Origin of the sequence: Agrobacterium sp. ICMP 6402 (assembly GCF_009498615.1) — a bacterium.
Lineage (GTDB): Bacteria > Pseudomonadota > Alphaproteobacteria > Rhizobiales > Rhizobiaceae > Agrobacterium > Agrobacterium burrii.
The window spans coordinates 154,571-175,177 of the sequence record NZ_QSNV01000011.1 but is presented as its reverse complement, the minus strand read 5'-3'; the positions used below and the strand labels follow the sequence as shown (position 1 = coordinate 175,177).

General features: G+C 60.9%; 18 protein-coding genes and 1 riboswitch. Of the genes, 3 read left to right on the top strand and 15 right to left on the bottom strand.

What is annotated here, in order from left to right:
* Positions 1-174: 174 nt before the first annotated feature.
* Positions 175-1,524 carry a dicarboxylate/amino acid:cation symporter gene (locus DXT96_RS23230; protein ID WP_149899163.1) on the bottom strand — a complete coding sequence of 450 codons (1,350 nt, stop codon included), beginning with the start codon at positions 1,522-1,524 and terminating at the stop codon, positions 175-177.
* Positions 1,525-1,760: 236 nt separating this feature from the next.
* On the opposite strand from DXT96_RS23230, the gene DXT96_RS23225 reads away from it, so the two are divergent.
* Together DXT96_RS23225 and DXT96_RS23220 are read left to right on the top strand one after the other, a co-directional pair.
* Positions 1,761-3,602, top strand: a complete 1,842-nt coding sequence (locus tag DXT96_RS23225) for a sensor histidine kinase (protein ID WP_153516657.1) — start codon at positions 1,761-1,763, stop codon at positions 3,600-3,602.
* A gap of 1 nt (position 3,603) precedes the next feature.
* Entirely contained in the window at positions 3,604-4,959 is a 1,356-nt protein-coding gene (locus tag DXT96_RS23220) for a sigma-54 dependent transcriptional regulator (protein ID WP_153516656.1), read from the top strand.
* A 203-nt stretch (positions 4,960-5,162) separates the two neighbouring features.
* Here DXT96_RS23220 and DXT96_RS23215 read toward each other — a convergent pair whose 3' ends face one another.
* From DXT96_RS23215 to alr, 3 genes are all read right to left on the bottom strand, one after another.
* Positions 5,163-5,666 carry a BA14K family protein gene (locus DXT96_RS23215; RefSeq protein ID WP_153516655.1) on the bottom strand — a complete coding sequence of 168 codons (504 nt, stop codon included), beginning with the start codon at positions 5,664-5,666 and terminating at the stop codon, positions 5,163-5,165.
* Between the two features lie 180 nt (positions 5,667-5,846).
* The gene (locus tag DXT96_RS23210; protein ID WP_153516654.1) at positions 5,847-7,103 is read right to left on the bottom strand and encodes a D-amino acid dehydrogenase; all 1,257 of its coding nucleotides are present in this window, start codon (positions 7,101-7,103) and stop codon (positions 5,847-5,849) included.
* 7 nt (positions 7,104-7,110) lie between these two features.
* Positions 7,111-8,277: an alanine racemase gene (gene alr / locus DXT96_RS23205; RefSeq protein ID WP_153516653.1), complete on the bottom strand. Its 1,167-nt coding sequence runs from the start codon at positions 8,275-8,277 to the stop codon at positions 7,111-7,113.
* Positions 8,278-8,404: 127 nt separating this feature from the next.
* Here alr and DXT96_RS23200 point away from each other — a divergent pair, with 127 nt between their 5' ends.
* A complete protein-coding gene (locus DXT96_RS23200) occupies positions 8,405-8,863 on the top strand; it encodes an Lrp/AsnC family transcriptional regulator (RefSeq protein WP_003500727.1) in 459 nt (152 codons plus the stop codon).
* A gap of 188 nt (positions 8,864-9,051) precedes the next feature.
* Here the strand turns inward: DXT96_RS23200 and thiD are convergent, their stop codons facing one another.
* From thiD to DXT96_RS23145, 11 genes are all read right to left on the bottom strand, one after another.
* On the bottom strand, positions 9,052-9,849 hold the full coding sequence (gene thiD, locus DXT96_RS23195) for a bifunctional hydroxymethylpyrimidine kinase/phosphomethylpyrimidine kinase (protein WP_153516652.1): 798 nt from the start codon (positions 9,847-9,849) through the stop codon (positions 9,052-9,054).
* Positions 9,846-10,508 (bottom strand): thiamine phosphate synthase, encoded by a 663-nt coding sequence (gene thiE / locus DXT96_RS23190; RefSeq protein WP_153516651.1) that lies wholly within the window; start codon positions 10,506-10,508, stop codon positions 9,846-9,848. Before thiE ends, thiD begins: the two co-directional genes overlap by 4 nt.
* Complete coding sequence (locus DXT96_RS23185) at positions 10,495-11,235, bottom strand: hydroxyethylthiazole kinase (RefSeq protein ID WP_153516650.1); 741 nt, start codon at positions 11,233-11,235, stop codon at positions 10,495-10,497. Before DXT96_RS23185 ends, thiE begins: the two co-directional genes overlap by 14 nt.
* Complete coding sequence (locus DXT96_RS23180) at positions 11,232-12,182, bottom strand: ABC transporter substrate-binding protein (protein ID WP_194287718.1); 951 nt, start codon at positions 12,180-12,182, stop codon at positions 11,232-11,234. The genes DXT96_RS23185 and DXT96_RS23180 overlap by 4 nt, the downstream gene beginning before the upstream one ends.
* On the bottom strand, positions 12,179-12,964 hold the full coding sequence (locus tag DXT96_RS23175) for an ABC transporter permease (RefSeq protein WP_153516649.1): 786 nt from the start codon (positions 12,962-12,964) through the stop codon (positions 12,179-12,181). Before DXT96_RS23175 ends, DXT96_RS23180 begins: the two co-directional genes overlap by 4 nt.
* Positions 12,965-13,092: 128 nt before the next feature.
* Positions 13,093-13,195: riboswitch (TPP riboswitch) on the bottom strand.
* Between the two features lie 36 nt (positions 13,196-13,231).
* A complete protein-coding gene (locus tag DXT96_RS23170) occupies positions 13,232-15,223 on the bottom strand; it encodes an alpha-glucosidase (protein WP_153516648.1) in 1,992 nt (663 codons plus the stop codon).
* A gap of 12 nt (positions 15,224-15,235) precedes the next feature.
* Entirely contained in the window at positions 15,236-16,090 is an 855-nt protein-coding gene (locus tag DXT96_RS23165; protein WP_035220846.1) for a carbohydrate ABC transporter permease, read from the bottom strand.
* A 4-nt stretch (positions 16,091-16,094) separates the two neighbouring features.
* Positions 16,095-17,006 (bottom strand): carbohydrate ABC transporter permease, encoded by a 912-nt coding sequence (locus DXT96_RS23160; protein WP_174374876.1) that lies wholly within the window; start codon positions 17,004-17,006, stop codon positions 16,095-16,097.
* Between the two features lie 175 nt (positions 17,007-17,181).
* The gene (locus DXT96_RS23155; RefSeq protein WP_153516647.1) at positions 17,182-18,417 is read right to left on the bottom strand and encodes an ABC transporter substrate-binding protein; all 1,236 of its coding nucleotides are present in this window, start codon (positions 18,415-18,417) and stop codon (positions 17,182-17,184) included.
* A 52-nt stretch (positions 18,418-18,469) separates the two neighbouring features.
* Positions 18,470-19,546 (bottom strand): ABC transporter ATP-binding protein, encoded by a 1,077-nt coding sequence (locus DXT96_RS23150; protein WP_149899149.1) that lies wholly within the window; start codon positions 19,544-19,546, stop codon positions 18,470-18,472.
* A 335-nt stretch (positions 19,547-19,881) separates the two neighbouring features.
* A complete protein-coding gene (locus DXT96_RS23145; RefSeq protein WP_153516646.1) occupies positions 19,882-20,586 on the bottom strand; it encodes a GntR family transcriptional regulator in 705 nt (234 codons plus the stop codon).
* Positions 20,587-20,607: the final 21 nt, after the last annotated feature.

Here is a 20,607-nt window from a genome sequence, read left to right as displayed (position 1 = left end):
TACTCCGTTCTTCGCATTCGCTCTGTCTGGCTTTACAGCATCGGCTTTGCGATAAGAACCGTTTTCGCAGATGTGCTTGAACGAAGAAAGCCGGCGCATCGAGCGAATGCGCCGGCCTTCATGTGAGAGCCTGTCCGGACGGAGCCGGGACAGGCCGGACCTTGGGAGGTCGTATTATTCGGCGGGCTGAACCGATGCGGGCAGTGCCGTGTCCACATCGGCGATGCCGGAGATTTCTTCCTGGCCGCTCAGCACGCGGGCAAGCTGTTCCTCATCCAGTTCGCCTTCCCAGCGGGCGACGACGATGGTGGCGACCGCGTTGCCGACGAAGTTGGTGAGCGCGCGGCATTCCGACATGAAACGGTCGATACCGAGGATCAGCGCCATGCCGGCAACAGGAACCGAAGGCACGACCGAGAGCGTGGCTGCGAGCGTGATGAAGCCTGCGCCGGTGATGCCGGCCGCACCCTTGGACGACAGCATCGCCACCAGCAGCAGCAGGATCTGTTCACCGAAGGACAGGTGGATGCCCGTCGCCTGCGCGATGAAGAGAGCCGCCAGCGTCATGTAGATGTTGGTGCCGTCAAGGTTGAAGGAATAGCCGGTCGGGATGACGAGGCCGACGACGGAGCGCTTGCAGCCTGCCTTTTCCATCTTGCTCATCAGGCCCGGCAGCGCTGCTTCCGAAGACGAGGTGCCGAGAACGAGCAGCAGTTCTTCCTTGATATAGCGGATAAGCGCCACGATGGAGAAGCCGTTATAGCGGCAGACGGCGCCCAGAACCACGAACACGAACAACGCCGACGTGATGTAGAAAGTGCCGATCAGCATGGCGAGGTTGGTGACGGACGATATGCCGTATTTGCCGATGGTGAACGCCATGGCACCGAAAGCGCCGATCGGTGCGGCCTTCATCAGGATCGCGACCAGCTTGAAGATCGGATACATCATGGCATGCATGAAATCGGTGACGGGCTTGCCCTTTTCGCCGACGATGCCGAGCGCGATGCCGAACAGCACGGAGAAGAACAGCACCTGCAGAATGTCACCGCTGGCAAATGCACCGACGATGGTGGTCGGGATGATGTTCATCAGGAAGCCGGTGATGGTCTGCTCATGGGCCTTGTCGGCGTAGGTCGCGACGGCCTTGGCATCCAGCGTGGAAGGATCGATGTTCATGCCGGCGCCCGGCTGTATGGTATTGGCGACGATGAGGCCGACAACGAGCGCGAGGGTGGAGAACACCAGGAAGTAGATCATGGCCTTGCCGGCCACGCGTCCAACCTTCTTCATGTCGTTCATGCCGGCGATGCCGGTTGCGACGGTGAGGAAGATGACGGGAGCGATGATCATCTTGACGAGGCGGATGAAGCCATCGCCGAGCGGCTTCAGCTGCTCACCGAAGGTCGGGTAAAAATGGCCAAGCGCGATACCGGCGATGATGGCGACCAGAACCTGGAAATACAGGTGTTTGTAAAATGGCTGCTTGGCGTGGCCTGCGGCCACGGCTGTGCTATCGATCATGTTTTTTCCTCCTCGGCCTCACCCTGCCTTTATTGGCCTCCCGGGATCGCCGTGACGTTGACGGCTTCGCGCCGATTGAGGAGTCATGTGCAATACGCATGCCAGACTTGCTTATTTGGTGTAACTGACTGATTTAAAAAGTACTTTTTATTGACGCTTTGCCGGCTCACAGGCATTTGTGTGGAATTCCGGACAAATTCTCTTGCGATCTGTGTGTAAATCCGCACAATTAACGCATGCCCTATCAGGATCAGGCACCTCATTCTCAGGCGAAACGTCGCGCGCAATGGCTGGCGCTGGCCGGCCTGTGGCTGCTCGTCAGTCTCGGTGCCCTGCTGGTGGCCGATGAATTCGCCCGTCATCAGGCACTGCGAACGGCCGGTTTCGAGGCTTCCACCGATGCCGAACTGAAGATTGCGTTGCTGAATGTCGCGCTGGAGCGGCCGCGCGCCATTCCGCTGGTTCTGTCAGGCGATCCCGATCTTGCCACCGCGCTGGATGGCGGCGACGCCGTTGCCGTCGACCGGCTGAACCGCAAGCTGGAGGGGCTGATCGAAGGCACGCAGTCGTCGGTCATCTATGTGACCGGGCCGACCGGTCTGACCATCGCCTCCAGCAACTGGCGACAGGACGACAGCTTCGTCGGCTCCAACTACGCGTTCCGCGAATATTTTCAGGCGGCGATGAAGACCGGCATGTCCGAACATTATGCGCTCGGCAATGTCAGCCGCCGGCCGGGTCTTTACATTTCCCGCCGCATCGATGCCGCGGACGGAAGGCCGCTCGGCGTTGTCATCGCCAAGGTGGAATTTAATCGTCTGGAATCGGACTGGAACATTGGCGGCAAGCCGGTTTATGTGGTCGACAGAAACGGCGTCGTGCTGATGACGAGCGTGCCGGAATGGCGCTTCAAGACCATTGCACCGATTGACGAGGCGCGGCGAAAGGTCATTTCCGAAAGCCTGCAATTCGGCAATGAGACGCTGGCGATACTGCCGTTCCGGCCGGCCCGCTCATCAGGCGATGATGTTCCGCTCATCCATGTCGATGAGCCGGGGCGGGAGCGCGGCGATTATCTGCGGCTGGAAACGCCGGTGCCGACGACCACATGGACCCTGCATTACCTGCAACCCGTAGCACCGGCGCTGAACACCGCGATCCGCGAGGGCAGGGTGGTGGCGCTGGCGACGCTGATGCCGCTGATGGGTCTTTCGGCCCTGTGGCTGTGGCGTCGGCACAAGACGCTCAAGGAAAAGGAAGAGGAGCAGCGCGCCCGCGCTGAGCTGGAAACAAAGGTGCAGGAGCGGACCCGCGACCTGACGAAGACCCGCGACCATCTGCAGGCGGAAATCGCCCTGCATGAAAAGACGACGGGCGAGTTGCGCAATGTGCAGCATGAACTGGTGCAGGCCAACCGCCTTTCGATTCTCGGCCAGGTGGCGGCGGGTGTGGCGCATGAAATCAACCAGCCGGTGGCGACGATCCGCGCCTTTGCCGACAATGCCCGCACCCTGCTGAAACGCGACCGCCTGCCGGAGGCCGCCGAAAATCTCGAAAACATCGCCGCGCTGACCGAACGCATCGGCACCATTACCGGCGACCTGAAGATTTTGGCTCGCAAGGGCCGCACCGCCGCCGAGCCGGTGAGCCTCAAACTGGTCATCGAAGGCGCGGTCATGCTGTTGCGCAGCCGTTTTTCCGGGCAGATGGACGCGCTGGATATCGCATTACCGGATCAGGATTTGAAGGTGCTGGGCAGCCGCATCCGGCTGGAGCAGATCCTCATCAACCTTCTGCAAAACGCGCTGGAAGCCACGGAAGAGATTGGCGCTGCCCGCGTGGAAGTCCGTGTGCGCGAAGAGGGCGACATGGTCGTGCTTTCGGTCAGCGACAATGGCGGGGGCATTCCCGAGGCCATCCGCGCCCAGCTGTTTTCGCCCTTCAACACCTCAAAGGAAAGCGGCCTCGGTCTCGGCCTCGTCATCTCCAACGATATTGCTTCCGATTATGGCGGGCGTATCGCGGTAACGAGCAGCGGGGCGGGCACGGCTTTTTCCGTATATCTGAAGCGAGCATGACATGACGGTGGATGGAACCATATTCCTGGTGGACGATGATTCACAGCTGCGCAAGGCGATGGTGCAGACGCTGGAACTCGACGGATTGTCGGTCACCTCCTTTTCCCGCGCCGAGCAGGCGCTTGCGGCGCTGAACGAGGATTTTGACGGCATCATCATCACGGATGTGCGCATGCCGGGCATGACGGGGCTGGAATTCTTCGACCATGTCCGCAAGATCGATGCCGATCTGCCGGTTATCCTCATCACCGGCCATGGCGATGTGCCGATGGCGGTCGATGCGCTTCACAACGGAGCCTATGATTTCATCGCCAAGCCCTTTCCGGCCGAGCGTATGGTGGAAAGTGCGCGCCGGGCGCTGGAAAAACGCCGTCTCGTACTGGAAAACCGTGCACTTCGCCGCGCTGCCGGGCAGGCGGAAGACGATCTGCCGCTGATCGGACAGACGCCTGCCATGGAGCGGCTGCGCACCACGCTCAGGCACATTGCCGATACGGATGTGGATGTGCTGGTGGCGGGAGAGACGGGCAGCGGCAAGGAAGTGGTGGCGACAGCGCTGCACCGCTGGAGCAAGAAGCGCTCGCGGGGCAATTTCGTGGCGCTGAATTGCGGTGCGCTGCCGGAAACGGTGATCGAAAGCGAGCTTTTCGGCCATGAGCCGGGCGCTTTTACCGGCGCGCAGAAGAAACGTGTCGGCCGCATCGAACATTCGAGCGGCGGCACGCTGTTTCTGGACGAGATCGAAAGCATGCCGCTTGCCGTGCAGGTGAAGATGCTGCGCGTGCTGGAAATGCGCGAGGTCTCGCCGCTGGGTTCAAACGAGGAGCGGCCGGTCGATATCCGCGTGGTGGCGGCGGCCAAGGTCGATCTCGGCGATCCCGCCGAGCGCGGCACCTTTCGCGAGGATCTTTATTACCGGCTGAATGTGGTGACGCTGTCGATACCGCCGCTGCGGGAACGCAAGGCGGATATTCCGCTGCTGTTTTCCCACTTCGTCACCAAGGCTGCCAACCGCTTCAACATGGCCGTGCCGCAGATCAGCGCCGGCATTTCCCGTCGGCTTCAGGAGCATGACTGGCCAGGCAATGTGCGCGAGCTCGGACATTTTGCTGAAAGGGTGGTTCTGGGGCTGGAAACGGACGCGGCTGCCCTACCTGTCGTGCAGGCTGCCATTCCCGCATCCGGCACCTTGCCCGAACGCATGGATGCGATCGAGGCGCGGATCATTCGCGAAACGCTGGAGCAGTCGAATGGTGATGTGGCGGAGACAATCGCCACGCTCGGCATTGCCCGCAAGACGTTTTACGACAAGCTGCAACGCCACGGTATCAACCGGGCGGATTATGTGAAGAACTGAGGGGGCGTGAAAGAGCCGCAACGCTTTTGACGGCTTTCCCACACTCGGTGTCATCCTCGCCCTTGAGGCGAGGATCCATCGGCGCTCGAAAGTGTGGATCCTCGCCTCAAGGGCGAGGATGACGGAGGAGGCATTGGCGCGCATCGCCAGTATGACGCGCTCAGCTACTCTGCTATCGCTCCTGCTGGAAGCCGCTGCCGCGATTAGCCCGCAACGCAGAAATGACGCTGGCCGTCATAATCCGTGTAGGTGCCGGTGCGGGTGTTGAAGCTGCGGTAACGCTGCGAGCAATAGTCGTACCAGGCGTTGGTCCACGGCTCGATGGTGCGATAGGTAGCGCGCTGACCATAGACCGGGCGGCTGTCATAAACCGGCTGCGGGCGATAGACCGGTGCAGGACGATAGACGGGAGCCGGGCGGTAGACCGGCTGTGGACGGTATTCCTGGTATTCCGGCTCGTCATAGACATAGTTCGGTTCGTAACGGCGCGGCGGGTCGATATAGACGCGCTCATCGTCAACAGGCGCCGGGCGGGAAAGGGCGGAGCCGACGGCGACACCGGCAGCAAGGCCGAGTACGCCACCCAGAATGGCGGCATCACGGCGGTCACGGCGGCCCCAGTCGTCGGCAGACGCGGTGTTGAAAGGAACGATGGTCGCGGCGGCAACGGCGACGGCCAGAACGGTTTTAGCTGCAAAGGACGACATGGTCTTTTTCCATCCAGAACGGCAGGGGCGCTGCCAGTTGCAAATTCGATGGTTAAAGAAATATAGCGCTGCTGCTGAACGGGCGCTGAATGAATTGTGGCGTGTTGACGGCCGAAATTCGAGCGGGCCGGCCCGATTTTCGCAAGCCGCGCCGCCGGGTGGCGGCGCGGCTTGCGTTGATCATGCGGCGTAACGGCTGATCGCCAGATCGTGCGTGTCGATCTGCGGCTTGGTCCCGCTGATGAGATCGGCAAGCACGCGGGCGGAACCGCAGGACATGGTCCAGCCGAGCGTGCCGTGGCCGGTGTTGAGGTAAAGATTGCTGTAGCGGGTAGCGCCGATGACCGGCGTGCCGTCAGGCGTCATCGGGCGCAGGCCGCACCAGAATTTCGCCTGGCTCTGGTCCCCCGCGCCGCCGAACAGGTCTTCCACCGAATGGGTCAGCGTTCCCTGTCGTGCGGCCGGCAAATCCTTGCTGAAACCGGCGATCTCCGCCATACCGCCGACGCGGATACGCGAGCCCAGCCGGGTGATCGCCACCTTGTAGGCCTCGTCCATCACCGTGGAAACGGGCGCGCGCTCCTCATTCACCACCGGAACTGTGATGGAATAACCCTTGACCGGGTAAACCGGCAGATTAAGTCCGAGCTGGCGCACGAATTGCGGAGAGTAGCTGCCAAGTGCAGCCACGAAAATATCGGCCTCCACCAGCCCTTTGGTGGTTTCCACGGCCTTGATGCGACCGGCCTCGACGATGGGACGCATGATGCCGGTATCGTAAATGAAGGTAACACCGGCTTCTTCCGCCATGCGGGCAAGCTCGGTGGTGAACATGAAGCAGTCGCCGGTCTCGTCGCCGGGCAGACGCAGGCCGCCGACGATTTTTTCTTTGGCCGGTGCGAGACCGGGTTCGATGGCAGCGCAGCCGTCGCGGTCGAGAATTTCGAAGGGCACACCGCCCGCCGTCAGCACGTCGACATCCTTGCCGATGCCATCGAACTGCTTCTGGGTGCGGAAGACCTCCAGTGTGCCCTGCATGCGCTGGTCATATTGAATGCCGGTTTCGTCGCGCAGCGCCATCAGGCAATCGCGGCTATATTCGGCGATGCGAACCATGCGGCTTTTGTTGATGGCGTAACGCGCCGAGGTGCAGTTGCGCAGCATCTGGCTCATCCAGCGCCACGCCGCCGGATCGGCCGTCGGGCGGATGATCAGCGGCGCATGTTTCATGAACAGCCATTTCATCGCCTTCATTGGAATGCCGGGTGCTGCCCATGGCGAGGAGTAACCGGGCGAAACCTCACCGGCATTGGCAAAGCTGGTTTCGAGCGCTGCGGCCGGCTGGCGGTCGATCACCGTCACCTTGTGTCCGGCTTTGGCCAGATACCAGGCGGAGGTCACGCCGACAACGCCGGCTCCGAGGATAGTGACGTTCATGATCGTCTCACTTGTGATTGACTGATGTTGAGGCGGTTGCCGGGGTTTCTCCCGGCTGAATATAGCTGCGGCGGTAACGGCGTCCGAGGCCGGTCAGGATTTCATAGGCGATCGTGCCCGCATCCTCGGCAATGTCTTCCAAAGTCTGGTCAGGCCCGATCATCTGCACGAGACTGCCCTGCGTCAACGTTCCCTCGGGCAGGGCGGATATGTCGAGAATGATGCTGTCCATCGAAACGCGGCCCGCAATCGGCAGGCGAATTCCATTATACCACGCCGCCCCGCGATTGCTGAGCGAGCGTGGCAGACCATCGGCATAACCCGCGGCGATTGTCGCAAGACGTGTGGGGCCTGCGGCTTCGAAAGAGCCGCCATAACCGACCAGCGAGCCTGTCGGCACGGTGCGGGTCTGGACGACGGCGAGATCGAGACGCACGACCGGTTTCATCGGGTTGGGCCGGGCAACGGAGGGCGCGCCGCCATAAAGCGCGATGCCGGGGCGCAGCAGGTGGTTATGGTAGTCATTGCCGAGAAAGATGCCGCCGGAATTGGAAAAGCAGACGGGCGCATCGGGGAAAGCGTTGGCGGCCTTTCGCATCACCGCAAGCTGGGCGGCATTGGAGAGGTGTTCCGGCTCGTCGGCGCAGGCGAGGTGGCTCATCACGAAGGCGATGTCGAGACCTTCGAGCAATTGCGGCTGAGAGGCGATGATTTCAAGCTCCGCCGGGGAAAGGCCAAGGCGGCACATGCCGCTATCGATCTGCACCGCCGCCGGTAGCGTCTTGCCCAGATGGCGCGCATGGGCCGACCACTGCGCGATCTGCTCCAGCGAGTTCAGAACCGGGGTGATGGCCATGGCGGCGCAGGAGATCTCGTTACCGGGCTGAAGGCCGTTCAGCACGAAAATCCGCGCCTGTGCCGACAGACGAAGCCGAAGCGCCAGCGCCTCATCGATATGGGCGACGAAGAAGTTGCGACAGCCTGCGTCGAACAGGGTTTGCGAGACGATATCCGCGCCGAGGCCATAAGCGTCTGCCTTGACGACCGCTGCCGTCTGCGAAGCCGGCGCCATGGCCGCAAGCGTCAGGTAATTGTCGCGCAATGCGCCGAGATCGATGCTCAGATGGCCGCTTGCACCACCGGCTGCCTGCTGGCGGCTGATCTGCATGTCCATGGTCGTTCACCCTCATTTTTATCCCATGAGAGTATTGCAACGATTATCGAATTTCTTGGCGATTGTTCGAAGAAAATGCAATAGAATTGAAAATGACGCAATTTTCTTTGTCTGATTGGAATTTTCTATGTCGTCACTCGATGCGACCGACCGCCACATCATCCGCCTGCTTCGGCTCAATGCCCGTATCAGCAATGCAAAACTGGCAGCGGAAGTCGGGCTTTCGGCTTCGGCCTGCCTGCGCCGGGTCGATATTCTCGAACGGGAAGGCATTATCCGCGGATATACGGCGCTGACCAGCGGTCTCGCCGGCGGGGAAGTGATCTCGGTCATCGTGCAGATCACGCTCGACCGCCAGACCGAGGATTTTCTCAACCGGTTCGAAAATGCCGTGCGGCGGTATCCGGAAATCCGCGAGTGTTACCTGATGACGGGCGGATCGGATTATTTCCTGCGCTGTGAGGCGGAAAGTGCGGGAGATTTCGAGCGGATTCACAAGGAGATTCTGTCGAAGCTGCCGGGGGTTTCGCGGATTCATTCGAGTTTTGCGATCAGGAATGTGTTGGCGACGCCGAAGGCTCGGTGAGGGTGGGCGTTGAGTGTGCCACCACCCCCCTCTGTCCTGCCGGACATCTCCCCCTCAAGGGGGGAGATCGACAAGCTGCGGACACCCTGCCTATGGAACGAGCGAGTGCGGCATCTGATCTCCCCCCTTGAGGGGGAGATGCCCGGCAGGGCAGAGGGGGGTAAGCCACACGCTCCACCCTCGCGTTGCTATCCCCACCACCGATAAAAATGATGCACCGGCCCCCGCCCATTCCCAACGGCAAGCCCGCGCCCAGCCTCAAGCGCCCCATTCAGATACTCCTTCGAGAGCCCAACCGCCTCCCGCAGCTCACACCCCTTGGCAAGATGGGCCGTAATCGCCGCCGCCAATGTACAGCCGGTGCCGTGGTCGTTCTTAGTGTCCACCCGCGGTGCGGCAAGCGCCAGCATGGTGCCATCAGCAAACAGATAATCCGTGCTCTCAGGCCCATTGCCATGTCCACCCTTGATGAGCACGGCTTTTGCGCCGGCCTTGAGGATTGCCTCGGCCTGACGGGTGATTTCCTTGTCGGTGGTGGCGATCGGCATGCCAGTCAGCAGCGCCGCTTCGGGCAGGTTCGGCGTGACGATGGCGGCGAGTGGCAAAAGCTCCCGCCGCAAGGTCTCGATGGCGTCCTCATGCAGCAGCCGGTCGCCTGATGTCGCCACCATGACCGGGTCGAGAACCACCGGCTGTGGCTGCCGACGAAGCCGCTCCGCGATGGCGGCGATGGTTTCGATGCGCGAGACCATGCCGATCTTCACCGCATTGACGGCAAGATCGGAAAAAACCGCATCCATCTGTGCGACGATGGTGGCCACGGAAATATCCTCAACCGCGGTGACACCTCTGGTGTTCTGGGCGGTGATGGCGGTGATGACGCTGGCGGCATAGGCGCCGAGTGCCGAAAAGGTCTTGATGTCGGCCTGAATGCCCGCGCCGCCGCCGCTGTCGGAGCCGGCAATGGTCAATGCAATTGATGTCATGGTTGTCTCGCTTTCAGCGCCGCGTCAATTGCGGAGCGGAAGTCCCTGGTTGCGCTGGCAATATCGCCTGCCCGGAAGATGGCGGAAATGACTGCGACGCCATCCGCGCCGGCCTCGATGACAGAAGGCACGCGGGCAAGGTCGATACCGGCGATGGCGCCAACAGGCATATCCGGCCGCCATTCGCGCAGCAGGGCGCGAAGCGTCGCAAAACCATCGATACCGACGGGTTTGTCTGGGTTCACCTTGGAAACCGTTTCGAACACGCCGCCAATGCAAGCGTAATCGGCAGGCTTGGAGGCCGCCCGTTCGGCATCGGCGCGGTTCTTGACGGTGAGACCGATGATCGCCTTTTCGCCGAGAATGCGCCTGGCGGTCTTCGCATCCATGTCATCGGCACCGAGATGCACGCCATCAGCGCCGGAGGCGAGCGCCACATCCACACGGTCGTTGATAACAAGCGGCACACCGGTGCCGGCGATGGCCTCGTGAATGGCGCGGGCGTCGTCGATCATTTCGCGCGTCGAACCATGCTTGTCGCGATATTGCAGAATGGTCGCACCGTTGAGTGCGGCCGCCAAAGCAAGCTCGGGTAAGGGTGCGACATCGGCAAGACTGGCATCGACCAATGCGTTGAGACGGTAATCAACCTTGTTCATGCTCTATCCTCGCGTGATTGATGATGTCTTCGTCCGAGATTTCGGAAAGCGCATCCAGAAACACCGGTTCGAAGGTGCCGGGGCCTTTGGCCTGTTTCGCAGCCAATTCGGCGGAAACGCCTGTGACGGCAAGGGCTGCGGCTGCCGCCGTCAGGGCATCTTTCTCCACGGCCATGAACGCGGCGATGATGCCACCCGAGAGACAACCGGTGCCGGTGACCTTCGCCATCCATGGATGACCGTTGACGATCCTGACGCCACGGGTCGTGTCGCGGAGATGATCGACCGGTCCGGTTTCGATCCGCACCGCATCAGGCACATCGCCGATCAGGCTCATCTCGGCGCGGTTACCGCGCACGATGGTCGGGGAGAGGGCGATGAGTTCGCGGGCAAATTCCAGCCGGGATGGCGAATAGTCGCAATGTACGGGATCGACGATCCACGGCTTGCCGGATGCATTGGCGATCTCGATTGCCAGCCGGATGACCTTGCGCCGCTCGGCATCCAGCGTGCCAAGATTGACGGTCAATGCGTCCGCCTTGGTGACAAAGCTCTCTATTTCTTCCAGAGAAGTGGTCATCGAGGGAATGCCGCCGATGACGGTGATGCCGTCGGCGGTGAATTTCTGCACCACGGTGTTCATCAGGCAATGCACGCGCGGGCGGGTTTTGCGCACCCGCTCCAGAATGTCGGCGGCTTTCGCCGCTGTCGGAAAAGTGCCGGTCATGGCTGCTGCAGCTCCACGGCGATATCGTCTGCCTTCGGTGCCTGCTTGATCAGCTGCATCTCCTGCATGAACGCACCGAAACGATCATAGCGGGTGCGATCAAGTGCGGCGGGGCGCTTGGCGAAGCGTGGCAGCGTGTCGAAGAAGGCCTGTTTGTTCAGCGCATCGTCAAGGTTCGGATAGGCCTTGATGAAAAGCTGCCAGGATTCCTGCGGGTGGTTGGTGATGAAGATCGCGGCCTGCTCGACGGCGGAGAGGAAACGCGGCAGGCGGCTGTCTTTCGTAAGATCGCGATGGGTGACGAAGATCAGCTCGTCATAGGCCGGCACACCATGCTCCTCCGGGAAGAACGAGCGGCCTTCATGGCCTTCGAGCTTCATCTGCGTCAGTTCGAAATTGCGAAAACCGCCGAGTGTTGCATCCACCTTGCCGGCAATCAGCGATGGCGAGAGCGAGAAGTTGACGTTGATGAGTTCGACATCATCCTTCGTCAGCCCGTCCTTTTCCAGCATGCGCTTCAGCATCGCATCTTCAAAACCGGAAACGGAAAAACCGACCTTCTTGCCCTTCAGGTCCTTCAGGCTTTTGATCGGCCCATCCGCGAGAACCGTGACGGTGTTGAGCGGGGTTTCGACCAGCGTGCCGAAACGCACCAGCGGCAAGCCGGCATCGTGATCGAGATAGAGGTTCGGCTGGTAATGCACGCCGATATCGGCCTGTTTTACCGAGACGAGACGCGGCACGGCGGAGGGGTCCGCGGGCGGAACCAGTTCAACCTCAAGCCCCGCATCGGCAAACAGGCCACGTTCTTTCGCGATCACCATCGGCGCGTGATCCGGGTTCACGAACCATTCCAGTAACACGGTCAGCTTGTCGGCCGCCTGAGATTGCATGGGTGCAAGCACGCTTGCTGCCGCGACGAGGAGTGAAAGAAGAGTTCGTTTCATGGTGCCGAAAGTCTCCGTAAATATCTGAAAGGAATGGCGTGTTCTGTTTCTCTGGCCCAGGGGGCCAGATTGGCGGTCGCCCGGTCGACGATGAGCCGCAGCAACACCGCCATGACGGCGAGAATGGCCATGGCGGCAAACATGGTGTCGGTCTGCATGCGGGCATTGGACTGGATCATGACGAAACCCAGCCCGGCTGAAGCACCCACCCATTCGCCGATGACGGCGCCAAGCGGGGCGAGTGGCGCGGCCACCCTCAGCCCGGAAATGAGCGATGGCAACGCCAGCGGCACGCGCAGCCGGGTGAGGGTCTGCCAGTGGCTTGCCTCCGTCAGCGAGGCGGCGTCGAGAATGGCGCGATCCGTGCGATTGAGGCCATCGGTGAAAGAGGAGGCGACCGGGAAGAAGATGATGATCGCGGTCATCACCACTTTCGAGGCCATGCCGAAACCGAACCAGAGCACGAGAATGGGGGCGAGCACGAAGACCGGGAAGGCCTGCAATACAAGAACCATGGGCCAGACGAGGCGGCCAAGACGCGGGATGGCGGCGATCGTGAAGGCGACGAGGATGCCGGCGGCGATGCCTGCCGCTAGCCCGAGCGCCATTTCGCCGGATGTCACCATGGCCTGGCCGAACAGGAAGCCGGGCTGACGCCAGAAGGCGGCGGCGACATCGGCGGGCGACGGCACGATGTAGCGCGGCGGCGCAAACAGCCATGTGCCCGCCTGCCACAGAAGCAGCAGAAGGCCGATACCGTTCAATGCATGGGTGGCACGCATGAGCCGGACCTCAGGCGCAAACGCACCATGTGCGAAGGACAGAAGGTTTCAGCATCATCATTCGGTCTCCAGATGTGACAATCACGGAGATCATGGCCAAGCGGAGAAGAGAAAGGGCAGCGCCTGAAGGGTGCGACAGTTTCCGTTCCTACGCCGGCATGACCCGGATCAGGTTCAAGGGTCCGGCTCATCGCCATCTCAGCACCGTTCGGTGCTCCCCTCGGAATGCGTCGGAAACTGTCGCTTTTTTAGCTGGCTGTCAACGGCTCAGATGCTGCGAAGCTGTTCAAACAGGGCGATATGGCTGCTATCGGCACGATAGAAAACCGCGGGCTGGCCGAGCGGCGCTTCGATGGTGACTTCGCGTCCGCCGGGATGGCGCGCGCCGCTCCACAGATGCACCCATTCGCCATTGCCCGGAAGATAGAGTGTGCGCTGCGTTTCGCCCGCTTTCCAGACCGGCGCAACCAGCATGTCGGCTCCATAGAGATAGCTGTCCTGAATGGCGTAGGTCTGCCGGTCGTCCTCATAATGCAGGAAAAGCGGACGTTGCACCGGCAGGCCAGTCTCAGCCGCCTCTGCGGAAAGCGATTTCAGATAGGGGGCGAGCGCGACATAGATCGCCGTCATGCGGGCGAAATGGGCAAGAACCGTGTCGTCCTGATCGATCTGGAGATTATCGCGCGGGCGATTGCCCTCATGGGTGCGCATCACAGGCGTGAAGGCGGCCATTTCCGTCCAGCGCATGATGAGTTCCGCCGTCCTGACATTGCCGAACAGGCTGGTGTAACCGCCGATATCGGAATGGTGGTAGGCGTTACCCATGAGGCCGGAGGACAGCGCGCCGCAGATGACGGTGACGAGGCCGTCATGGCGGGAGAAATCCACCGACTGGTCGCCGCCCCAGATCAGCGGGCAATGGGCTTGCACGCCGGTGAAGCCTGCGCGCATGAAGAACAGTGCTTCACCCGTCTTGCCCCGGCTTTCGACGGCTTTCGCGTTAACCTCGGCCCAGAGGGTGGGCCAGGCATTGTGCATCAGCTTGGCATCGACACCGTTGGAAAGGTTGATATCGATCGGCAGATATTCGCCAAAATCGGCCATCCAGCCGGAAAGGCCGAAATCCAGCATGTTTTTGCCGATGATCTGTTCGGCAAACCAGTCGGCCGCGGCCGGATTGGTGAAATCCACCACGCCGCAGTCGAATTCGCCGAAATCCACCAGCGCCGTCTTGCCATCTGCGCCGGTGGCGAAATAACCGGCGTCTTCGGCCACGGGGAAAAGCGGGCCGTCAACGCAGAGATAGGGGTTCACGTAACCAAGAAAGCGGATGTCCTGATCGGCAAGCTCGGCAATTTTCTGGCGCAGATGCGGATAGCGCGTGTCATTGGCCTGCCAGTCCCAGAACAGCCGCGCACCAAAGGAGGTCTGGCGAAGTCCGACCCAGTCCTCGCACCAGAGGCCGGAAACCTTCGTTCCGGCGGCACGAATTTTCTCCAGCCGGGCAAAGGAGTTGACGCCGTCCTTTAACCCGATGATCGCGCCGTTATAGACCCATTCCGGCAGCTCCGGCTGGCGTCCGAACCGCAGCGAGAGGGCGGAGACGATATCGGTGAAGGTATCGCCGGCGAAGAATTCGATACGCTCGGGGATCGCCCAGATTTCGATTTCGTGGAAATCGCCGTTGCGAAAATCGAACACCGAATAGGCGCTGGTTTCCACATGCAGGGCGTATTTGCGCGACGAGAGGTAAGTCGGCTGCGGGTAGTTTGTGTTGTAATAATCGCCGCCCGCCTTGCCGCTGACATCGGCCTTGAAGGTAAGCTCCGAGGTCTTGTCGCGGCCGACGCCGGGTTCAGAAGTCCAGAGCGGGAAACGCCGTCCGCGCATGTCGAAATAGGACATCTGCTCGCCGCCGCCCCAGACGTGCTCGTCCGTTTCCGCGACGACGCGCAGCCACAGGCGGTTGATGGTTTCATCCAGCGCCGCCAGTCTGATAGCGTTGCCGTCCAGCGTCAGGCGAAGGCGCGGTGCCTGTCCGGGTGCGGAGGAAAGCGTGACGCTGTCGCCGTCGATCTCGGCATGGCGCAGGGCAGTTCGCTCGATGACATAGTCCTCGATGTCGAAATTGCCGCGATACATATCCATTCGTTCGCGGCCAGAACCCGCGAAGAAGGCGGGGTTGTCAGGCGAATGGGCAAGGATGGTGCGGCCGTCGATTTCGAGCGTGAAGCCGTCTTTGGTCTTTTCGAAATGCATGACTGTACCTGTTTAGCCCTTGAGACCGCCGGCGGTGAGGCCGGAGACAACCCGTTCCTGAAAAATGACGATCAGGATCGCGACCGGCACGATGCCAACCACCAGCGCCGCCGAAATGACTGGCCAGGGGAAAGCGAATTCACCCTGATAAAGCTGGATGCCGACGGGCAGGGTGCGAAGGGCCGGATTGGAATTGAAGGAAAGCGCCAGCAGGAACTCATCCCACGCATTGACGAAGGCGAGAATGCCGGCGGTAAAAACGCCCGGTGCGCAGAGCGGCACCACCACCTTGAACAGCGCCCCGATGCGGGTGCAGCCATCGATCATGGCGGCATTTTCGAGATCGCGCGGGATGCTTTCGAAGAAGGAGACCAGCATCAGGGTGCAGACCGGCAGCGACAGCACGGTGTAGGGCAGGATCAGCGCCGTCCAGCTGTTGAGCAGGTTGAGCGCCCGCATGATCTCGAACAGCGGCACCAGCAGCGTCACCAGCGGAAAGGTGGAAACGGCGATGATGAGCGAGAGGATCAGCGCCCGGTATTTGAGATTGAGCCGCGCCAGCGCATAAGCCGCCAGCACCGAAATCAGAATGGTGAGCGCGGTCGAAAGCAGCGCCACCATGAAGCTGTTGAACAGGAACAGGTGCAGCGGCTGGTCGGAAAAGGCCTGCATGTAGTTTGCAAGCGTCGGTGCATGCGGAAACCAGGTGATCGGCTTGGCCGTCAGTTCCGCTTCGGTCTTCAGCGAGGTGAAGAGGATCCAGATCGCCGGAAACAGACCGTTGACCAGAAGGATGGAGGCCGCGATGAAGCGCAGCGGCTTGCCGGAGAAGAACGAGGACAGACCGGAATTTGCAACGGTGCTCATGGGATCAGTCCTTCGTCCTGATGATGCGGAGATAAACGGCGGTAACGCACATGGAGAGCGCAAACATCATGACCGCTAAGGCCGAACCGTAACCGAGATCGAGGAAGGAAACGGTGTTCTGGTGAATGTACATGGCAAGCGTCGTGGTGGATGTGCCGGGGCCGCCGCCGGTCATCATGTAAGGAATATCAAAGGTCTGCAGCGCCGTGATCGTGCGGAAGATGAGGGCGACGACGATCGAGGGCTTGAGAAGCGGCAGGGTGATCTCGAAGAACTGCCGGATTTTGCCGGCGCCATCCACATCCGCCGCCTCGTAGAGCGAGCGCGGAATGGTCTGCAGGCCGGCAAGGATCATCAGCGCCATGAAGGAGGAGGTCTTCCAGATGATCGTCAGGCAGATGGCCGCAAAGGCCCAGTTGGGAGAATTGAACCAGATGATGCCTTCGAAACCCAGACGGTTGAGCACATCATTGACCACGCCATATTCATAATGGAAGAACCACGCAAAGATCAGGCCGGCAAAGGACAGCGGCAGCGCCCAGGGAATGAGCAGCGATAGGCGCATCGGCCATTGCATGGAAAAGGGCAGGTTGGCGAGGAGCGCGAGGCCGAGGCCCATAAACAGCGCGCCGGGCACGGTAATCAGCGTTATCAGAACCGTGTTCCAGGTCGTTTCCCAGAAGATCGGATCGTCGAACATCGCCGTATAGTTTTCAAAGCCGATGAATTCCGCCGGCAGGCCCGATGTCAGCGACAGGCTGAAGAAACTGGTATAGACGAGCCGCGCCACCGGATAGACGATGATGAGTGACAGAAGAATGGCGGCAGGCGCCAGCAAAAGCACGGCAAGCGAGCGGTCGCCGAGATCGAGCCACCGCGTCCAGCGCGGCAGCTTCTGTTCGTCCACCCGAACCATGGTTCTTTCCGGCATTGTCACACCTGCCACTCCCGCAACTGGATTCACGTCATCGTCTCCCGATCGGACCGGTTCATATCCGGCCCGTTTATCGCGCCGCCCGGGCGCGTTTATTCTTATTCAGTCGAAGCAGCCGGAAAGGGCATGAAACCACGCCGCTTTCCGGCCTTGAAGCTTAGCGCAGAACGCGCCGCAGACGGCTTTCCATCTGCTTTGCGCCGTCTTCCGGCGTCATGACGCCGGCAAGTACGCCGTTGACGGTGGTGCGGATCGTCTCGCTGACCTCGTTGTAACGCGGCGTCACGGGACGGGCCTTGGCGGTTTCAACCACGGGCAGCGCATCGGCGAACCACGGGATTGCCTTGGTCACGTCGGCATCCTTGTAAAGCGCGGCATAGGTCGGCAGCAGCGTGGCGTTGATGGCCATGAACTTCGACACATCCTGACCGGAGAGATATTCCACCAGCTTCTTGGCTTCATCCTGCTGCTTGGAATAGGCGGAAACGCCGAATTCCCAGCCACCGAGGCAGGTTGTCTGCTCGCCGCCCTTGACGGCCGGTAGGCGGGCGACGCCGACCTTGTCGTTCACCTGCGATTCCTTGCCCTGAAAATGGGTCCAGGCGTAGGACCAGTTGACGGCGAAGAGAACCTTGCCGGCCTGGAATTCCTTGCGGGTGTCGTCGGTCGCCACTTCGGAGATGTTCTTCTTGGAAATGCCCTCGTCAACGAAGCTCTTCCAGAGCTTCAGCGAATCCACGGCCGCCTGATTGTCGAAGTTCAGCTTGCCGTTTTCGACCAGCGACTTGCCTTCGCTCCAATAGGGCAAGAGGAAGGTGCAGACCGCGCCTTCGATCGCCTTGCCCTGGAAGGACAGGCCCTGAAGATCAGGGTTCTTTTCACCCTCCATCACCTTCCTGGACGCTTCCTTCAGCTCGTCCCAGGTGGTCGGCGGCTTGATGCCGTATTTGTCCAGCAGATCCTTGCGGTAATAAAGGAACATGGAATCGGCGAAGGCGGGCAGCGCCACGACCTTGCCGTTCACGGTGTTCGCTTCAGCATAGGTGGGCAGATAGCCCGACAAATCCTTGCCGGAGAAATCGCTGGTCCAGCCGGCGGTGGCGAATTGCGCCGGACGGATGACGTCGAGCATCAGCACGTCGAGGCTGGAATCCTTGGCCGACATCACGGTGTTGAGATATTGCGCCTGCATTTCCGAGGTGTTGCCGCCGGTCTCGATGACGACTTTCACGCCGGGCGTCTTCGCCTCATATTGATCGAGCGCCTTGCGCCAGACATCCGGCTGATGCTGGCTGGAAACGAAGATTTTCAGTTCGGCATCGGCAAAGGCCTGTCCCGAAAAGGTGAGCATGGTTGCGCAGAGCGCTGCCCCGGTTATGGCTTTGAATTTCATGTGTTCCTCCCGTTATTAAACCCGTTGGCCGCAGCGTTTCCACGCCCGGCAATCAGTGGATAGAGCGCTCCGTCGCGGCGTCGAAAAGATGGACTTTGGACGGATCGAGCCCGATTCTCAGCTCCTCGTTCGGCGCCGGGCGAAGCTGCGGCGGCATTCTGGCGGTCAGCGCCGCATCGCCGAGGCTGAAATGCACCAGCGTATCGGAGCCCAGCGGTTCCACCACCTGCACCTTGACCGCAAGCTGGCTGTCGAAGCCCTCGGCCGGGCCGAAATGTTCCGGGCGAATGCCGACAATGACTTCGCGCCCTTCGAGGCCCGTTTCGCGGGCAGGCCGGATGGTCGCCATCGGCAGGGAATTGCCGTCGGAAAATGTCAGCCGGTCGCCGTTTACCCTGGCGCGGGCGAAATTCATGGCGGGAGCACCGACGAAACCGCCGACGAAGACGCTTTCCGGACGGTTATAGACCTCGTCCGGCGTGCCGACCTGCTCGATATCGCCACCACGCAGGATGACGATGCGGTCAGCCAGCGTCATGGCCTCCACCTGATCATGAGTGACGTAGATGATTGTCGTGCCGAGCTGCTGGTGTAGGCGCTTGATTTCCGTGCGCACCTGTCCGCGGAGTTTAGCGTCGAGGTTGGACAGCGGCTCGTCGAACAGAAACACCTGTGGACGGCGCACGATGGCGCGGCCCATGGCCACACGCTGGCGCTGGCCGCCGGAAAGCTGGCCGGGCCGGCGGTCGAGCAGATGCTCGATGCCGAGCATCTTTGCCGCCTCATCGATGCTGGCATTGGCCTGCGACGCGCTCACGCCGCGTACTTTGAGGCTGAAACCCATGTTTTCACGCACGGTCTTGTGCGGATAAAGCGCATAGTCCTGAAACACCATGGCGATGTCGCGTTCGCGCGGCGGCAGCCGGTTGACGACGCGGTCGCCGATCATGACCTCACCGCCGGTAATGCTTTCCAGACCCGCGACCATGCGCAGCGTCGTGGATTTGCCGCAGCCGGAAGGGCCGACGAAAACCACGAATTCGCCATCGTTGATTTCAAGGTCGATGCCCTTGACGATGCGCAGGGCACCGTAACTCTTATCCAGCTTGCGCAGGCTGACTGAAGCCATATTTTCCTCCTCACAACCGACGCGTCCAAAATCCCGATGGACGCAAAAGCCGGTATCAACCTTCAAGTTCCACGTATCGCTCTGTCGAAAATCTGTCCCGATTATCCGGCGATAACGTGGGATGGCGAAACGCCTGTCTCCCTAATTCCGTGATATTACCTTTCACAAAAAGGAAATCAATAGTGTATCAATTTTATTTCTGACAGAAATCAAAAACTATTAAGTTGTTGATTTAAAGAAATATAGTGGCGAAAGTTGCCGCAAGGCAGGTCGCCGCTTCCTTGCCTCCCGTCAAATTCTTATCCTCATGTGGATCACGCGAATATGCGGTGATCTCAACGTATGCGAGAAACATAGCGGGCGACCGTATGGTCGAACCATGTCCATGAGACTTCGGCCACCGCGCCATCCTGCGCCTGGCTGAGACGCAGCACGCGCGGCACCGGCGCGCCCGGCTTCTGACCGAAGGCCTCGGGTGCCCATTCGGGCACATCGCCCAGATCGATGCGGTCTTCCGCCTTCGATATCCAGAGATTGAGGCGGGTGCGGTAATAGAGATAGAGAGATTCCGACATGTTCTCGATGGAGATCGTGTCGACATAAGATCCATCCAGCCAGATCTCCTCGATGGCAGCCGGTTTGCCGGCAATGCGCCGGAGGCGGCGGATGCGATGTCCTTCCATCGATGTGCCGAAAGCGGGCAGGGCGGCGGGTTTGGCAAGCCGCGCCACATCCAGAACCTCCGCCGTCGGCAGGCCGCCACCCTCGATCATCTCAAGGCGGAAAAAGGCGTAAACGCTTTGCGGATCGCTGACGGCGCGAATGTAATTGCCCGATCCCTGCACGCGCTCCAGCAGGCCACGCTCCTGCAATTCGGCGAGTGACTTGCGAAGTGTGCCGACGGCAATGCCGAGATCGGCCGCCATGTCGCGCTCCGGCGCCAGCTTTTCGCCGTCGATCAACCGGCCCGCCGCCACCTCGCGCACCAGCATTTCGGCGATCTGCAGATACATGGGCAGGCTGCCGCCAGTGTGTTTCATGATGCCGTTTCCTCCCCGAAA

What these genes read in the sequence shown, in the direction of transcription:
- DXT96_RS23230 (WP_149899163.1), bottom strand. Translation starts at nt 1,524, where the DNA reads ATGATCGATAGCACAGCCGTGGCCGCAGGCCACGCCAAGCAGCCATTT.
- DXT96_RS23225 (WP_153516657.1), top strand. Translation starts at nt 1,761, where the DNA reads ATGCCCTATCAGGATCAGGCACCTCATTCTCAGGCGAAACGTCGCGCG.
- DXT96_RS23220 (WP_153516656.1), top strand. Translation starts at nt 3,604, where the DNA reads ATGACGGTGGATGGAACCATATTCCTGGTGGACGATGATTCACAGCTG.
- DXT96_RS23215 (WP_153516655.1), bottom strand. Translation starts at nt 5,666, where the DNA reads ATGTCGTCCTTTGCAGCTAAAACCGTTCTGGCCGTCGCCGTTGCCGCC.
- DXT96_RS23210 (WP_153516654.1), bottom strand. Translation starts at nt 7,103, where the DNA reads ATGAACGTCACTATCCTCGGAGCCGGCGTTGTCGGCGTGACCTCCGCC.
- alr (WP_153516653.1), bottom strand. Translation starts at nt 8,277, where the DNA reads ATGGACATGCAGATCAGCCGCCAGCAGGCAGCCGGTGGTGCAAGCGGC.
- DXT96_RS23200 (WP_003500727.1), top strand. Translation starts at nt 8,405, where the DNA reads ATGTCGTCACTCGATGCGACCGACCGCCACATCATCCGCCTGCTTCGG.
- thiD (WP_153516652.1), bottom strand. Translation starts at nt 9,849, where the DNA reads ATGACATCAATTGCATTGACCATTGCCGGCTCCGACAGCGGCGGCGGC.
- thiE (WP_153516651.1), bottom strand. Translation starts at nt 10,508, where the DNA reads ATGAACAAGGTTGATTACCGTCTCAACGCATTGGTCGATGCCAGTCTT.
- DXT96_RS23185 (WP_153516650.1), bottom strand. Translation starts at nt 11,235, where the DNA reads ATGACCGGCACTTTTCCGACAGCGGCGAAAGCCGCCGACATTCTGGAG.
- DXT96_RS23180 (WP_194287718.1), bottom strand. Translation starts at nt 12,182, where the DNA reads ATGAAACGAACTCTTCTTTCACTCCTCGTCGCGGCAGCAAGCGTGCTT.
- DXT96_RS23175 (WP_153516649.1), bottom strand. Translation starts at nt 12,964, where the DNA reads ATGCGTGCCACCCATGCATTGAACGGTATCGGCCTTCTGCTGCTTCTG.
- DXT96_RS23170 (WP_153516648.1), bottom strand. Translation starts at nt 15,223, where the DNA reads ATGCATTTCGAAAAGACCAAAGACGGCTTCACGCTCGAAATCGACGGC.
- DXT96_RS23165 (WP_035220846.1), bottom strand. Translation starts at nt 16,090, where the DNA reads ATGAGCACCGTTGCAAATTCCGGTCTGTCCTCGTTCTTCTCCGGCAAG.
- DXT96_RS23160 (WP_174374876.1), bottom strand. Translation starts at nt 17,006, where the DNA reads ATGGTTCGGGTGGACGAACAGAAGCTGCCGCGCTGGACGCGGTGGCTC.
- DXT96_RS23155 (WP_153516647.1), bottom strand. Translation starts at nt 18,417, where the DNA reads ATGAAATTCAAAGCCATAACCGGGGCAGCGCTCTGCGCAACCATGCTC.
- DXT96_RS23150 (WP_149899149.1), bottom strand. Translation starts at nt 19,546, where the DNA reads ATGGCTTCAGTCAGCCTGCGCAAGCTGGATAAGAGTTACGGTGCCCTG.
- DXT96_RS23145 (WP_153516646.1), bottom strand. Translation starts at nt 20,586, where the DNA reads ATGAAACACACTGGCGGCAGCCTGCCCATGTATCTGCAGATCGCCGAA.